The organism is Marinimicrobium sp. UBA4509 (genome assembly GCF_002388575.1).
Taxonomy (GTDB): domain Bacteria; phylum Pseudomonadota; class Gammaproteobacteria; order Pseudomonadales; family Cellvibrionaceae; genus Marinimicrobium; species Marinimicrobium koreense.
The window spans coordinates 3458-19325 of record NZ_DGMV01000056.1 but is presented as its reverse complement, the minus strand read 5'-3'; the positions used below and the strand labels follow the sequence as shown (position 1 = coordinate 19325).

Annotated in this window: 13 protein-coding genes and 1 pseudogene; 10 read left to right on the top strand and 4 right to left on the bottom strand. The window is 58.6% G+C overall.

Annotated features, from left to right (window positions below; translation table 11 throughout):
* Positions 1-185, top strand: a pseudogene (locus B3520_RS10785) (exopolyphosphatase); the annotation flags it as partial.
* 42 nt (positions 186-227) lie between these two features.
* On the opposite strand, the gene ppk1 reads toward B3520_RS10785, so the two are convergent.
* The gene (gene ppk1 / locus B3520_RS10780) at positions 228-2318 is read right to left on the bottom strand and encodes a polyphosphate kinase 1 (protein WP_286805763.1); all 2091 of its coding nucleotides are present in this window, start codon (positions 2316-2318) and stop codon (positions 228-230) included.
* A 253-nt stretch (positions 2319-2571) separates the two neighbouring features.
* Between ppk1 and B3520_RS10775 the strand changes: the two genes are divergently transcribed.
* The 6 genes from B3520_RS10775 (at position 2572) to B3520_RS10750 (ending at position 9024) form a co-directional block, all read left to right on the top strand.
* Positions 2572-3972 carry a sulfatase family protein gene (locus tag B3520_RS10775; RefSeq protein WP_286805766.1) on the top strand — a complete coding sequence of 467 codons (1401 nt, stop codon included), beginning with the start codon at positions 2572-2574 and terminating at the stop codon, positions 3970-3972.
* Positions 3973-4098: 126 nt separating this feature from the next.
* Complete coding sequence (locus B3520_RS10770) at positions 4099-4656, top strand: RNA polymerase sigma factor (RefSeq protein ID WP_123639336.1); 558 nt, start codon at positions 4099-4101, stop codon at positions 4654-4656.
* A complete protein-coding gene (locus tag B3520_RS10765) occupies positions 4656-5732 on the top strand; it encodes a FecR domain-containing protein (protein WP_123639335.1) in 1077 nt (358 codons plus the stop codon). Before B3520_RS10770 ends, B3520_RS10765 begins: the two co-directional genes overlap by 1 nt.
* 62 nt (positions 5733-5794) lie before the next feature.
* Positions 5795-6763, top strand: a complete 969-nt coding sequence (locus B3520_RS10760) for a sugar phosphate isomerase/epimerase family protein (protein ID WP_286805770.1) — start codon at positions 5795-5797, stop codon at positions 6761-6763.
* 12 nt (positions 6764-6775) lie between these two features.
* Positions 6776-8461 (top strand): GMC oxidoreductase, encoded by a 1686-nt coding sequence (locus B3520_RS10755; RefSeq protein WP_286805772.1) that lies wholly within the window; start codon positions 6776-6778, stop codon positions 8459-8461.
* Entirely contained in the window at positions 8461-9024 is a 564-nt protein-coding gene (locus tag B3520_RS10750; protein ID WP_286805775.1) for a gluconate 2-dehydrogenase subunit 3 family protein, read from the top strand. Before B3520_RS10755 ends, B3520_RS10750 begins: the two co-directional genes overlap by 1 nt.
* A 159-nt stretch (positions 9025-9183) precedes the next feature.
* Here B3520_RS10750 and B3520_RS10745 read toward each other — a convergent pair whose 3' ends face one another.
* The 3 genes from B3520_RS10745 to uvrB form a co-directional block, all read right to left on the bottom strand.
* The gene (locus B3520_RS10745; RefSeq protein WP_024460115.1) at positions 9184-9837 is read right to left on the bottom strand and encodes a response regulator; all 654 of its coding nucleotides are present in this window, start codon (positions 9835-9837) and stop codon (positions 9184-9186) included.
* A 361-nt stretch (positions 9838-10198) separates the two neighbouring features.
* Entirely contained in the window at positions 10199-10849 is a 651-nt protein-coding gene (locus B3520_RS10740) for an alpha-ketoglutarate-dependent dioxygenase AlkB family protein (protein ID WP_286805726.1), read from the bottom strand.
* Position 10850: 1 nt separating this feature from the next.
* Positions 10851-12854 (bottom strand): excinuclease ABC subunit UvrB, encoded by a 2004-nt coding sequence (gene uvrB, locus B3520_RS10735; RefSeq protein ID WP_286805728.1) that lies wholly within the window; start codon positions 12852-12854, stop codon positions 10851-10853.
* Between the two features lie 55 nt (positions 12855-12909).
* Here uvrB and B3520_RS10730 point away from each other — a divergent pair, with 55 nt between their 5' ends.
* The 3 genes from B3520_RS10730 (at position 12910) to B3520_RS10720 (ending at position 15764) form a co-directional block, all read left to right on the top strand.
* Positions 12910-13758: a fructosamine kinase family protein gene (locus B3520_RS10730; RefSeq protein WP_286805730.1), complete on the top strand. Its 849-nt coding sequence runs from the start codon at positions 12910-12912 to the stop codon at positions 13756-13758.
* A gap of 74 nt (positions 13759-13832) precedes the next feature.
* Complete coding sequence (locus tag B3520_RS10725; RefSeq protein WP_286805731.1) at positions 13833-15215, top strand: class II fumarate hydratase; 1383 nt, start codon at positions 13833-13835, stop codon at positions 15213-15215.
* Between the two features lie 300 nt (positions 15216-15515).
* Entirely contained in the window at positions 15516-15764 is a 249-nt protein-coding gene (locus tag B3520_RS10720; protein WP_123637329.1) for a DUF4282 domain-containing protein, read from the top strand.
* The last annotated feature ends 104 nt before the right edge of the window (positions 15765-15868 follow it).

Sequence of the window (15868 nt, the reverse complement as noted above, 5' to 3'; positions counted from 1 at the left end):
CTTTCAATCGGGCCCAGAAGAAAACCGATAATCCACCGATTCAGTTCGGTGTGCACAAACAGACCTTGACGTTGAGCGTTCCGGGACAGTGGGTGGAGAGTAATCCCCTGACCCTGGCGGACCTGGAAACCGAGGCGGGGTATTTAAAAGATATTGGTTACCAACTGGATATTGTTGCGGTGTGACGGTTGGGTAACGGCGGATGCACCCGCCATCCACCAAAATCCCTAAACCGACGTCAACTGCCGCGCCGCCCACCGGTCCAACAGAATCGCCTGAGAATCCACTGCCTCTTCTCCGCCCTTGGGCTGCAAGTTCTGGTAGCTACCGTTGGACTGTAAAATCCAGGCGTGGGTATTGTCCTGCAGGTACAATTCCAGATCCTCAATAATCCGGTCGCGAATTTTCTTGTGCTTGATCGGAAAACAGGTCTCCACCCGGTGAAACATATTGCGGATCATCCAGTCGGCGCTGGAGCAATAAAGCTCCGGATTGCCGTCATTTTCAAAGTAGAACACCCGGCTGTGCTCAAGCAGACGCCCGACAATGGAGCGCACCTGAATATTATCTGACAACCCTTCGACGCCGGGACGCAACTGACAGATGCCGCGCACAATCAAATCGATTTTGACACCCGCCCGGGCGGCCGCATAGAGCTCGTTGGTGAGTTCTTCTTCATACAGCGAGTTCATCTTGGCAATGATACGCGCCGGCTTGCCCTTTTCCGCATTCTCTTTTTCCGTGCGAATCCGTCGCACCATCCCCTTGTGGAGGGTAAAGGGCGCGTACAGCAGGCAATCCATCTTGGACGCCTTGCCCAGACTGCTTAGTTGCAGAAACACCCGATAGACGTCTTCGCCGATCTCCCGGTCACTGGTCATCAGACCGTAGTCGGTGTACAGCATGGTGGTTTTCGGGTGGTAGTTGCCCGTACCCAGGTGTACGTAGTAACGCAATTTGTTCTCTTCCCGACGGGCCACCAGCAGCATCTTGGCGTGTGTTTTAAACCCCACCACCCCGTAAATCACGTGAATACCATAGCGCTGCAGGCGCTCGGCCAGGGCGACATTCTGCTCCTCATCAAAGCGCGCCCGCAGCTCGACAATGGCGGTCACTTCTTTGCCCGCTTTGGCGGCGGCTACCAGTGCGTCCACCACCGGCGAGTTGGAACCGGTTCGGTACAACGTCTGCTTGATGGCTAAAACGTTCGGATCGGTGGCCGCTTCGCGCAGAAAATCCACCACGGCATGGAAGGAGTCGAACGGGTGATGAAGCAGGATGTCCTGCTTTTTCAGCGCCGAGAAATAGCTGTTGGCCCGCTTGGGCAATCGGGGCATGTTCTGCACAAAGGGGGTGAAGTAATAGGCGCTGTCCTTGATCAGGTCAAACAGGTCTGACAATCGGTTCAGGTTGACCGGGCCGTTGATGCGATAGACATCCCGTGGCTTGATTTCGCAGCGCTGCATCAGAAAATCTTCGAGCTCTTTGGGGCAGGTATCCGCCACTTCCAGGCGTACTTCATCACCGTACTGGCGATACACCAGCTCACCCTGCACCGCTCGCAGCAGGTCCTCGCTTTCTTCTTCATCGAGGAAAATATCGGAGTTGCGGGTCAGCCGGAACTGATAGCTGTCGATCACCGTCATGCCGATAAAAATTTCCGACATGAAGTAGTGAATGATCGAGGAGACGAAAACGAAGGTTCGTCCCTCGCCACTGAATTCTTCCGGCAGTTCGATCATATGGTTGAGAGATCGGGGCACCTGCACAATGGCTCGACCGGAGCTGCGACCAAAGGCATCTTTACCGTCGAGCTTGACAATAAAATTCAGGCTTTTATTGAGAATGCGCGGAAAAGGGTGCGCCGGGTCCAGACCGATGGGGCTGAGCAGCGGCAGAATATCGGTTTCGAAGTAGTCGTGCAGATAGTCAATCTGTGCCTCGTTCCACTCCTCACGACGCAGAATCCGGATGTGATTGTCCCGCAGCAGGGGGAAAAGTTGATCATTGACGATCCGGTACTGCTCATCCACCAGGGCATGCGCTCGCTCGGATACCTCGGTCAGGGTCTGCTCCTGACTCAGGCCATCGGGCCCGGCGGGGCTGGAGGCATTAAGCTCCAGCATCTCAACCAGCCCACCGACCCGGACCTCGAAAAATTCGTCGAGGTTGGTGGCGAAAATACAGACAAACCGGAGTCGTTCCAGCAATGGCAGCGAATGATCGTAGGCCTGATAGAGGACTCTTTTGTGGAACTCAAGCAGACTGAGTTCGCGATTGAAAAACGCGTTGGACACGGTGTAACCCTGTTGCGCCATAAAACGAAGGCCCTACCTTATTGCAGAAATATGACAATCATAAGTCAGGCGCCAGGGCATCTCCCTTTGGGCCGCGCTCATGTCGCCCTCAGTATAGCACCCGTCGGGTCCGGATTTTCCTGGGTTGCAATCGATTGCGGAGCGTGACGGAGCAGGCTATGCTTGCCACAGAGCCTGGCACTATCAGACCCGGAATTGCCAATAATAACCACTGCGCCCAATGTGGCTGCGGCCCAACGCGAGGACTTTCCCCATGACATGGCCCATGACTCGTCGCGCCTTCACCCGCAATGCCCTCACGGCCCTTGGTCTGACACTGCCCCTGGGGAGTGCCCAGGGAGCTGAACGCCCGCCCAATATCCTGGTGCTGGTGGCCGACGACGCCGGAGCCCGGCACTTTGGCTGCTATGGCAACCCGGAGATCAAGACCCCGCACATCGACCGTCTGGCGCGGGGAGGGTTGACCGCCGATAACGCGATACTGACCACGCCCCAGTGCAGCCCGTCCCGGATCAGTATTCTCACCGGGCGCTACCCGCACGAAACCGGAGCCGAAGACCTGCACATGCCCCTGCCGGAGGGCGACCCGATTGTTCCGGGACTGCTGCAACAGGCTGGCTACTTCACCGGGCATATGCAGAAAACCCACTACGGCCCACACGCGGACGCCCAGTTCCAGTGGTATGACCCGGGGTTGGATCAGCTCGACGGGTTCATTGATGCGGCGCAGGGTAAGCCGTTCTTCATGTGGGTCGGATTTGACGACCCGCACCGTCCCTATCAGGACAATACCATTCCCGAACCCCACGACCCGGCGCGTCTGCCTCTGGCTCCCTGGTTGGCCGATACCCCCGAAACCCGCCTGGACCTGGCGCGTTACTACGACGAAATCGCCCGTATGGACGGGGTAATCGGGCGGATGATGGCCACGCTCGCGGCGCGCAACCTGGCCGAGGAGACGCTGGTGGTGTTCCTGAGCGACAATGGCGCCCCCTTCCCCCGGGAAAAAGGCGCCCTGACCGACGCTGGCGTCAAAACCCCATTGATCTTCCACTGGCCGGGCAAAGTGCCCGCAGGCAAGCGGACGGCGGATGTGATCAGCGTCATGGACCTGGCGCCGACCTGGCTGCAGCTGGCGGGGCTGGATCCGTTGGAGAACATGGGCGGCAGCTCCCTGGTGCCCCATATCCTGGGGCTGGAGCCCTTTACCCGGGATGCGGCCTTCAGCGAGCGCAATTGGCACGACACCGACGAGCATCTGCGCAGTGTCCGTACTCGGCGGTACAAGCTGATCCACAACGCCTATATTCACCTCCCGTTCGGCTCCCCGGCGGACGTTTCGGAAAGCCCCTCCTGGCGGGCCCTGTTCGAGCTCAAGCAGAAGGGGCAGCTCAGCCCGGAACAGGCGCTACTGTTCCGGTCACCCCGCCCGGAGATCGAGTTCTACGACCTGGAGCAGGATCCCTGGGAGCTGAACAACCTGGCCGGTGACCCTGCCTATCGGGACCGACTGCGGGAGCACGTCAGGCTGCTCGAAGCTTGGCGCGAGACTACCGGCGACTTCCCTCCCTCCCGGCGCCAGCGCCGGGGCCATACCGACCGGATTCGCGGGGTGTTTTTCTCCGATACCATACCGCCGATGACGGATCCCTAGCCGATTTGGTGATAATCTGGAGGCGCCAGATGGCGGATTTTGCTTTCACGGTCGTCCTACAGACAACGAGCCCCGGCGTCGGCTGTGCGGGGATTGCGTGATACGACCATAGACGCGAAAATAAGTATGACAAATAAAGAGAGCTTGGAGAACGTATACCTTTCGATCAGAAAAGGGCTGATAAGGGCTGTTTCCCGGCTGGTGCCTCCCAAGGAGATAGAGGACATCGTCCAGGAAACCTATGTCCGAATTTGCGCGGTCAAGCAGACCGAGCAGATCCGGCACCCTCGCTCGTTTCTGTACCGGACGGCCCGCAACCTGGCGCTTGATCATCTCAAGCGGGCCGAGACGCGGGTGGGCGTCAGTATGGAAGATGACAGCGTAAACCTGGATTGGGCTACCGATGATGTTGACCAGGTATACAGCCAGGTATCGGCCAAACAGGAGTTTGAACAGTTTTGTGAGGCGGTTCGACATCTGCCCCTGCAGTGTCGACGAGCCTTTGTGTTGAAAAAGGTGTACGGATACTCCCAGAAAGAGATTGCCCAGAACCTGAATATCAGCGAGAACACCGTTGAGAAGCATATTGCCACGGGCATGAGCCGGTGCAGGAAATACATGAAACAGGCTTCGGCCAATGTGAACAGGAATCCGGGCTCGTTCAAGAGCCAGGAGATAAAGTGATGAGTAATATTTATCAATTTCAGACAGAAGAGCAGATGTATGAGGATGCGAGCCTGTGGGTAGCGCGTCTTGATCGCGGTCTGTCTGAAGAAGAGACTGCCGCCTTGCGCCGCTGGCTCGACGTCAATCCCGGTCATCGTGACTGCCTGCTGGAAATGGCGGAGCTCTGGGACCGCATGGACAGCCTGTCGGTCCTGTCGGAGCTGTTTGATCCCCCGGTGGCTCAGCAGCAGCGCTCGCGGGCGGTGGGACGCACGGTATGGGCGGTCGCCGCATCCATTCTGGCAGTGGTGTTTGCCGTCAATTTGCTGTTGCCCATGTCACCCTGGAGTGGGGCGAACTCCGAGGGACCGGCACTGAGCAATCTCGAGACCTCAGACACCCTTTACGAAACCGGGGTTGGCGCTCACTCAACGGTCAACCTGCCGGACGGCACCAGAATGTTACTCAATACCAATACGCAGGTTTCGGTGACCTACAGTGATCAGGAGCGCCTGCTGGTGCTCAACCGGGGGGAGCTGCATGTTGAAGTCGCTCACGACAAACAGCGCCCCCTGCGCGTGCGGGCAGGCAGCAATGTCGTGGAAGCGGTGGGCACGGCGTTCAATGTCTATCTCAAAGAAGACGAAAGTGTTGATGTGATTGTCACCGAGGGGCGGGTTCGGGTTAAACCGCTGCCGCACAGCGATGACGTATCAGAGCTGGCTGATCAGGTCCGCGACCTGGTTCGCGGTCAGAAGCTGACCGTACGGGACAGCCAGGCGCTGGCTGTTGAAGAGGTCGACTCGACGTTGATCAATGACCGCCTCTCCTGGCGCGATGGCAATCTGGTGTTTCGTGGAGAAACTCTTCGGGAAGCGCTCAACGAACTCAGCCGCTATACCCCGGCGACGTTCAAGGTGGTTGATTCACGCATCCGGGACGTTCGCATAGCCGGATTGTACAAGGCGGGCGACGTTGACGGATTGCTGTTGGCACTGAAAGAGAATTTCAATATTGACCATCGGCGGACCGGTAGTGGCGTCATTGAGCTGTCTTTAAGGGACACTCCGGAGTCAGTCAAATCGGAAGGCTGACAATGTTGGGCGGTCTAAAAGTGAACCCATAACTCTAACCCCCGTGAACTGGAGAACAACCTATGTCATCAAGGCAGCAGGTAATGAATCGTATTGTCCTGGCGTTGGTCGGTGCGGCGCTGGCGGTCTCGGCCTCGATAGCGAACGCCGATGAAGAACGTCATGCTGGCACTTCTGTTCAGCTGTGGTCGGTCAAAGATCAGGTCTCAGAGGATATCAGAGGCACCCTGGAAGATCTGGCGGATATGGGGTTCGATGGCATTGAGTTGGCCGGAAATCTGGGGGAATTCACGGGCGAGCCAGAGGCTTTCAAAGCGTACCTGAATTCTCTTGGCCTGGAAGTCAGCGGCGCGCACGTGGGCGTTGATCAGTTCAACGACGCCAATTTTGCGGACACCATAGAACTGTACCGCACACTCGGCGTGGATCGACTGATTGTACCCATGGATGCCCGCGCCTGGGACCCGGAGCGAATAGACGATCTGATCGCTGACCTGAACCGGATCGCCGAGCAGTTGAAACCCTACGGTATGAAAACCGGTTATCACAATCACCATCGGGAGTTTGATCCCTATAAGGACACCACTTTCTGGGACTACCTGGCGGACAACACCGCCGATGATGTGCTGCTGCAGTTGGACGTAGGGTGGACCTACTTTGCAGGTAAGGACCCCGCCGAGGTGATCGACCGCTACCGGAGCAGAATTGAAACGGTGCATTTCAAAGCGCAAATGACCCGCTATGCGGATATACGCGATCAGGCTCAGGCAGCGACCGGGGCGGATAATCCGTTTGGTGAGTTCGGTGTCATTTTTCAGCACAACCAGAAAGCGGCGGATAGCAGTGACACCCATCAACCCTTGATTGGTCAGGACTCATTGGACTGGCAGGCGATTATTGAAGCGTTGGAAGGCGAGGGCGATCCGGTCTGGTATGTCGTCGAGCAGGAAATCTACCCCAATGACATGCCACCGATGAAAGCCGTCGAGATTTCGATGGACGGCTTGCAAGACGAACTGAACAATAACTAGAGAGGACGAGTTATGTCTGATAACCACTATGATGCAATTGTGGTCGGTTCCGGCATCAGCGGCGGCTGGGCCGCCAAAGAGCTGACCGAAAAAGGCCTGAAGGTGCTCCTGCTGGAGCGCGGTCGCAATATCGAACACGTCAAGGACTACAAGAACGCCACCAAGGAAGTCTGGGATTATCCCCATCGCGACAAGCCCACCCAGGAAATGAAAGAGAAGTTTCCGGTTCTCAAACGTGACTATCCCCTCAATGAATCCACATACGGCATGTGGGCGGATGAGCGGAAGAACCCCTACATCGAAGAAAAACGCTTCGATTGGTATCGGGGTTATCACGTGGGTGGCCGTTCCCTGCTGTGGGGCCGCCAGAGCTATCGCTTTAACCGGATGGACTTTGAAGCCAACGCCAAAGAAGGTATCGCCGTTGATTGGCCGATCCGCTATGACGATATTGCGCCCTGGTACGACTATGTCGAAAAATTCGCGGGCATTGCCGGTACTCGCGAAGGTCTGGATGTTCTTCCCGATGGACAGTTTCTACCGCCGGTCGAGCTGAACTGTGTCGAGAAAGATATTGCCAAGCGAATCAGAAAGAGTTTTGACGGGCAGCGTCACTTGATTCACAGTCGCACCGCGAACATCACCAAGCCCATGCCCGAGCAGGGCCGGGTCAACTGCCAGTACCGCAACAAGTGCTGGCTGGGCTGTCCCTTCGGTGCCTACTTCAGCACCCAGTCTTCCACCCTGCCGGCGGCCATGAAAACCGGAAACCTGACCCTGCGGCCCTTCTCGTTGGTGAAAGAAATCATCTACGACAAGGACAAGAAGCGGGCCAAGGGTGTGGAGGTGATCGACACCGAAAACAATCAGACCTACGAGTACACCGCCGATGTGGTGTTCCTGAATGCCTCGACCTTCAATTCCACCTGGATTCTGATGAACTCCGCCCGGGATGTCTGGGACGGCGGTCTGGGCAGCAGCTCCGGTGAGCTGGGTCACAACGTCATGGACCACCATTTCCGTTGCGGCGCCAGTGGCGATGTCGAGGGCTATCTGGATAAATACTATTACGGTCGCCGACCGGCCGGTTTTTATATTCCGCGCTTCCGCAACGTGGGTGGCGATCAGCGTGACTATGTGCGCGGTTTTGGCTATCAGGGCTCAGCGAGCCGCGAACGTTGGGATCGGGAAGTGGCCGAATTTGATGTGGGCGCCGATCTGAAACAGGCGCTGAGTGAGCCGGGCGGCTGGACCATTGGTATGACCGCCTTCGGTGAAATGTTGCCTTACCACGAAAACCGGATTGCGCTGGATCACTCGGTCACGGACGCCTGGGGCTTGCCGGTCTTGTCCATGAACGTTGAGATCGGGGACAACGAGAAACAGATGCGTAAGGACATGATTCAGGACGCGGTGGATATGCTTGAGGCCGCCGGGGTTAAAAATGTCCATGGTAGCGATTGGGGTTACGCTCCGGGCATGGGGATCCATGAAATGGGCACCGCCCGCATGGGCCGGGACCCGAAAACCTCGGTGCTGAATGCCCACAACCAGGTGTGGGACGCGCCCAACGTTTACGTCACCGACGGCGCCTGCATGACCTCCGCCTCCTGCGTAAACCCGTCCTTGACCTATATGGCACTGACCGCCCGTGCTGTGGACCACGCGGTTAATGAACTGAAGAAGGGGAATCTGTGATGAACCGACGTGAACTCCTCAAACTGATCACCGCCGCCACCGGCACCGCCATGATTGGCGCGACCGGCACGCTCGCCGGTTGTGCAAATGAGGCTTCAAAAGCGGCTCCCCTGACGTTCACCGAACAGGACGTGTTCCTGCTCGATGAGGTGGCGGAAACCATCCTGCCACGCACCGACACCCCGGGGGCCAAAGACGCCGAAGTGGGCCAGTTCATGACCGTGTTTGTCCGTGACTGCTACACCGAGGCCGAGCAGGCGATCTTCCACAGCGGCATGGATCAGCTCAATGCCGCGGCCAACGAGCAATACGGCAGCGACTTTTTGAATCTGAGCGGCGAGCAGCGCACCGAGTTCATTCGCGCGCTGGATGCCGAAGCCAAAGCGGTGGCCGCAGCCGGCACCACACCGCCGCACTACTTCACCATGATGAAGCAGCTGACCCTGTTTGGTTTCTTTACCTCCCAGGTGGGGGCCACCCAGGTGCTGCGCTACATCGCCATCCCGGGCCGTTACGATGGTTGTATGCCGTACGAGGAAGGTGACCGGGCCTGGGCGACCTGATTCAGGGTCAGGTAACGGCGGGTGCGCAGTCTAATCGCTGCGCTCAGCCCCTACGCATGATTATGGAGGTGTCGTGGATTTGGTTATGGCGTGCTGCCGTGGTATGCGTAGGGCGGATAAGGCCGAAGGCCGCATCCGCCGCAACCGCCGTAACCAAATCTAAACCACCGCCTCCGGATCCAGGAAATTGTGCTTCACCGCCAACAAGGTCAACTCCACATCGCTATTGATATCGAGCTTCTCGAAAATCCGATACCGATAGCTGTTCACCGTTTTCGGGCTGACACAGAAAATATCGGCAATATCCTGCACCTTCTGGCCATTGGCAATCAGCATGGCGGTCTGCAACTCCCGCTGGGAGAGTTTCTCAAACGGCGAGGACGTGTCCCCTTCTCCGGCAAAATTTTTCAGGGCCAACTGCTGGGCGATGGCGTTACTCATATAAAGGTCACCGCGAATCACCTTGTTGATGGCGTCGGTAATTTCGGTGAATTCGGCCCCCTTGGTGACGTAGCCGACCGCGCCGGCCTGCATCAGTCGGGTGGGATACAGACTGTCATCGCAGGCGGTGACCGCGATGATCTTCACTTCGGGATTGATCTGCCGCAGTTTTTTGGTGGCTTCCAGACCGCCCATACCGGGCATTTTCACATCCATGAGCACAACGTCGGGCACCAGCACCCGTGCCTTGGTGACGGCTTCCTCGCCGCTTTTGGCATCTCCTACTACATCAAAGCCGTCCACGTCAGCCAGCATGCGCACAATGCCCATGCGAACCAGGTCGTGGTCGTCTACTACCAGAATCTTTGTCAACGTTAGCCCCCAACCCAGCTTTTGGTCCTGACACATTCAATTTTTGTTATGGCGTTTTTTTGGCAAAACGTCTGTTATGGGGTTCCTGACACCGGCGTCCGGTGCACTTTAGCGGGGCGTGAGGGAACCGGTCTCACGCTCGGTCCCTCGAGAGTTGTTGTCGATTACATCCATGCGGTAACGATTAGGTCACGGCGGATGCGGGCTTTGCCCTTATCCGCCCTACGCAACCACCGCAGTCTCCGTAGGGCGGATAAGGGCAAAGCCCGCATCCGCCGTTATTGCGCGAGCCACGGCAGCATCCATTGGGCGGATCGGCCCGACAGATCGGAGCGAAGCGCATCCGCAGAATCAGCCCGTATTATAAACCCCCATCACCCGGCCCAAACACCGTTCGGAAGGTCAGATTGATCCTTGGTCCGACGGCTCGGGCGGTTTTCGCCAGTTGGTGCTGCCAGAAATGCTGGGTGGTTCCGGCCATGACCAGCAGCGAACCGCTGGGCAAATCCAGCCGAACCGGCGCGAGATCCTTGCGGGTTTTGTGCCTGAGCGCAAAGCGTCGCTCCGAGCCCAGGCTGAGTGAGGCAATTACCGGGTTGCGACCCAGCTCCGGCTCATCGTCGGCATGCCAGGCCACACTGTCCTGTCCAGTTCTGTAAAGATTGGCCAAGACGCTGTTAAAGGTCAAGCCCTGTCGCCTCTCAAGCTCGCTTTTTATCGCCTCAAGGGTCGGGGTCCAGGGTTCGGGGTCGAACCGGACGCCAGAATAACGATACGGATGACCCGGGTCACCATACCAGACATCCAGACGGGGCACCGGTATCCGTTTTCCGTGCATCTGAATGTGGGTCTGCTGCCAAGCCAATTCAGTGCGCAGTTGGTCGAACAACCGGCGGGTTTCCTCTGGGGTCCACCAGTTGCGATACAGGCGAACATCGCCGTCCTCCCGGATCAATACCTCCGGTTCAGGGTCCGCCACGTCACCAAATAACGAGGTTTGTTGCGCCGCCATATTACAGAGCCCGGTGTTTCAGCTTTTCGATCTGATCCCGCAGGCGGGCAGCCTCTTCGAACTCCAGGTTCTTGGCGGCCTGGTACATGGCCTGCTCCAGCTTGGCCACCGCCTTGAGGGGATCGCCCTCCTGCTCAACCTCGTAGCGGGCTCGCTTCTCCGCGACAGCCTCTTTGCGCTGACGACGGGCGCCGGACCCGGGTACCGGCCCCGCCTCCATAATGTCGGTCACACTCTTGCGAATACCCATCGGGGTAATGCCGTGTTCCTCATTGTGGGCCAACTGTTTGGTCCGTCGGCGCTCGGTTTCGTCGATCGCCCGTTGCATGGAGCCGGTGACGCGGTCGGCGTAGAGAATCGCCTTGCCGTGCAGGTTCCGCGCGGCCCGGCCGATGGTCTGGATCAACGAACGCTCGGAACGCAGGAAACCTTCCTTGTCCGCGTCCAGAATGGCCACCAGGGACACTTCCGGCATATCCAGGCCTTCGCGCAGCAGGTTGATGCCCACCAATACATCGAACTCGCCCAGACGCAGGTCGCGAATGATCTCCACCCGCTCCACCGTATCGATATCCGAATGCAGGTAGCGGACCCGTACCCCGTGTTCGGCGAGGTATTCGGTCAGGTCCTCGGCCATACGTTTGGTCAGTACGGTAAGCAACACCCGCTCGTCCCGGTCTACCCTCAAACGGATTTCGGACAGGGCATCGTCCACCTGAGTAGTGGCTGGCCGCACTTCGATTTCCGGATCCACCAGACCGGTGGGCCGGACCACCTGCTCCACCACCTGCCCGGCGTGTTCCGCCTCGTAGGGCCCCGGGGTGGCCGAGACAAAAATCATCTGCGGTGCCAGCCGCTCCCACTCTTCAAACCGCAGGGGTCGGTTATCCAGTGCCGAAGGCAGGCGAAAACCGTATTCCACCAGGGTTTCCTTCCGCGAGCGATCGCCCTTGAACATGGCGCCAATCTGGGGAATGGTCACATGGGACTCATCCACAATCAGCAGCGCCTCGTTCGGTAGATAGTCAAACAGCGTCGGCGGCGGCAGGCCCGCGTCCCGGCCGGAGAGGTAGCGCGAGTAGTTCTCCACGCCATTGCAGTAGCCGAGCTCCTGCATCATCTCCAGATCATAGCGCGTGCGCTGCTCCAGGCGCTGAGCCTCTACCAGCTTGTCGTTCTCACGCAGCTGTTTCAGGCGTTCTTCCAGCTCCACCTTGATCTGGTCAATGGCCTCCAACATGCGGCTGCGCGGGGTGACGTAGTGGGATTTCGGGTAGATGGTGGCTCGCGCCACCTTGCCCCGCACCTCGCCGGTCAGGGGGTCGAACACGGAAATCTGCTCCACCTCCTCGTCAAACAGCTCCACCCGGTAGGCGTCGAACTCGGAATCAGCCGGGAAAATATCGATCACATCGCCACGCACCCGGTAGGTGCCGCGCTGGAAGTCCATGTCATTGCGGGTGTACTGCAGCTCGGCGAGACGGCGCAGAATCTGGCGCTGATCCACCTGATCACCCCGCACCAGATGCAGCAGCATTTTCAGGTAGGAATCCGGGTCACCCAGACCGTAGATGGCCGACACCGTCGCCACCACAATGGCGTCCTTACGCTCCATCAACGCCTTGGTGGCGGACAGGCGCATCTGCTCGATGTGCTCGTTGACCGAGGCGTCTTTCTCGATGAAGGTGTCCGAAGACGGTACATAGGCTTCGGGCTGGTAGTAGTCGTAATAGGAGACGAAGTACTCCACCGCGTTGTTGGGGAAGAACTCCTTGAACTCCCCGTAGAGCTGGGCGGCCAGGGTTTTGTTGTGTGCCATAATCAGGGTCGGCCGCTGGGCCTGGGCTATCACATTGGCCATGGTAAAGGTCTTGCCCGAACCGGTCACACCCAGTAGCGTCTGGTGCGCGAGGCCGGCATCGATGCCTTTGGCCAGCCCGGCAATGGCCGCCGGCTGGTCGCCCGCGGGCTGGTAATCGCTCTGAACCACAAACTGCTTGGACATTGAGACGCCTTTTGTACGATCAAAAGAAACATTGTAACGCATACCCTGGTGGTAAATGATGGACGCCATTAAACATTGGTTAAAAACTGAACTGGACACCGACATCGCCCGTACGGAGCCACTCTCCGGCGGCGATATCTGCGATACCGTTCGCATCACTACCACGGATGGACGGGACCTGTGCATCAAACAACAGGCCACCGCACCGGCGGATTTCTTCCTTGCCGAGGCCGCCGGTCTGGAAGCCCTCCGGGCAACCGATACGCTACGGGTGCCGGAGGTGATCACCGCACAGCCCACGTTTATCGCCCTGGAATACATTGCGCACGGGCGTCCCGGTCCAAATTACTGGCGGGACCTGGGCGAAGGGCTGGCCGCCCTGCACCGCCAACCCGCGCCGCACTTCGGCTTTACCATGGACAACTATTGCGGTCGCACCCCGCAACCCAACCCCGCCACCACTGATGGCCACGCGTTCTTCGCTGAACAGCGCCTGATGTATCAGGGGCGGCTGGCGGAAGCGGCGGGGCTTCTCTCCAGCCGGGAGCTGAACAAGCTGGAAACCCTTTGTCGAAAGCTACCTGAACTGATCCCCGAGCAGGCCCCAGCCCTGATTCACGGTGACCTCTGGGGCGGCAATATCCACTGCGATGAAACGGGGAACCCGGTATTGATCGACCCCGCCACCCACTGGGGCTGGCCCGAGGCCGAGCTGGCGATGACCCGACTGTTCGGCGGCTTCTCCGGTGGCTTCTACGAGCACTATACTCAGATGAATGCACTCGACTCCGGGTGGCAGGAACGGGTGCCACTGTACAACCTGTACCACCTGCTCAACCACCTGAATCTGTTTGGTGGCGGCTATCATGCACAAGTAAATCAGATAGTTAGTCGATACACTTAAAGTCGTTTATTTAAAGTGAATTATTTTCACGATCCGACGTATCCCTCAGGGACACCGCTAACAGGAGGCCCCGTATGAAGCAGTACCGTACCGAACAAGACAGCATGGGCGAGGTGCAGGTCCCGGTCAGCGCCCGCTACGGCGCCCAGACCCAGCGGGCCATCAACAACTTCCATATCAGCGGTACCCCCCTGCCCTCGGCCTTCATTCACGCCGTCGCACAGATCAAGAAAGCCGCCGCACAGGCCAATACCGCCCTGGGACTGCTGGAACACCCCCTAGCCGAGGCGATCATCAGTGCCGCCGACGAGGTCATCAAAGGGCACCACGACGACCAGTTTCCCGTGGATGTTTTCCAGACAGGCTCCGGCACCAGCACCAACATGAACGTCAACGAGGTCATTGCGCACCTGGCCAGCGAACGGAGCGGCAAAGCGGTCGGAGCCAATGATCACGTCAATATGAGCCAGAGCAGCAACGACGTCATCCCCACCGCCATTCACCTGAGTGGCGCCCTGGCCCTGAACAACCACCTCCTGCCGGAGCTGAAATTCCTGCACACCACCCTGCTGGACCGGGCCCATGAGCTGGACCAGGTTGTGAAAACCGGTCGGACCCACCTGATGGACGCCATGCCGGTCACCTTTGGGCAAGTGCTGCGGGGCTGGGCCAGCCAGATCGAGAGCAACGAACAGCGCCTGCACCAGAGCCTCGACCAGCTTTGCGCCCTCCCCCAGGGCGGCACCGCGGTCGGCACCGGGGTTAACGCCCATCCGGAGTTCGCCGGCCTCTTCGCCCGGCAACTGAGTGAGAATATCGGCCTGGTCTGCGCACCGGGGGACAACTTCTTTGCGCTCCAGGGGAGCCAGGATGTTGCCGTCGCCGCCTCCGGGCAGCTCAAAACGCTGGCGGTCAGTCTGATGAAAATCGCCAATGACCTGCGCTGGATGAACTCCGGTCCACTGGCCGGTCTGGGGGAGATTGAATTGGAGGCATTGCAGCCCGGGTCGTCCATCATGCCCGGTAAGGTCAACCCGGTGATTCCCGAAGCGGTGGCCATGGCCTGCGCCCAGGTAATGGGCAACGATACCGCCATTACCGTGGCGGGTCAGTCCGGCAATTTTGAGCTCAACGTCATGTTGCCCTTGGTGGCCCACAACCTGCTGTCCAGCATCAAACTGATGGGCAACAGCTGCGAAGTGCTCGCCGAACGCGCCATCGCCAGCTTCACCGTGCGCGAGGAAAACCTTCAGCACGCCCTGGCCCGCAACCCGATTCTGGTGACGGCCCTCAATCCCATTATCGGGTACAACAAGGCGGCGGCCATCGCCAAGAAGGCTTACGCCGAGGGGAGACCCATTATTGACGTGGCGGAGGCGGAGACGGATTTGGGTCGGGAGGAGTTGGAGAAGCTATTGGATCCGGCGAAGCTAACCAAGGGCGGATTACCGGGGTAAATTTGGCCTTGGGATACGGCGGATGCGCTTCGCTTATCCGCCCTACGGATACCGCGGAGCCCTGCGTAGGGCGGATAAGGGCGAAGCCCGCATCCGCCGCAACCCAACCATCCGCACCCACCGAAATTCGCGTTGGGCGGATCGGTCCGACGCCCCGGAATCGAAGGCGCATCCGCCGCAACCCAACCAAAACGCAACACCACACCTTGCCAAACAAAAATTCCCCTCTATACTCACCTAAGTGTCGGAAAATGCGACACTTTTTTGGGCTAAAAATTAAACAATCTGGAGAAAATCATAATGAGTGTGTCAGGCAAGGACTTGTTCTTTTTCGATCGTATGCTGACCCCGAGCATCATTACCGTTGTCTACTGGTTGCTGTTGCTCAGCGTGCTGGTGGGCGGTATCGGCATGATGTTTGGCCAATCGTTTTTCGCCGGTCTCGGTATCATCGTGTTTGGTACCCTCGGTGTGCGTATCTGGTGTGAGCTGTTGATTGTGTTGTTCAAGATTCATCAGAACCTGAAGGCGATTGCCGATAAGCCATAATCGTCACACCAGGTTACGGCGGATGCGGCCGATGAAGCCTCCGGAATTATGCGTAGGGCGGATCGGTCCGACGCCTCGGAGCCGAAGGCGCATCCGCCGTTGCC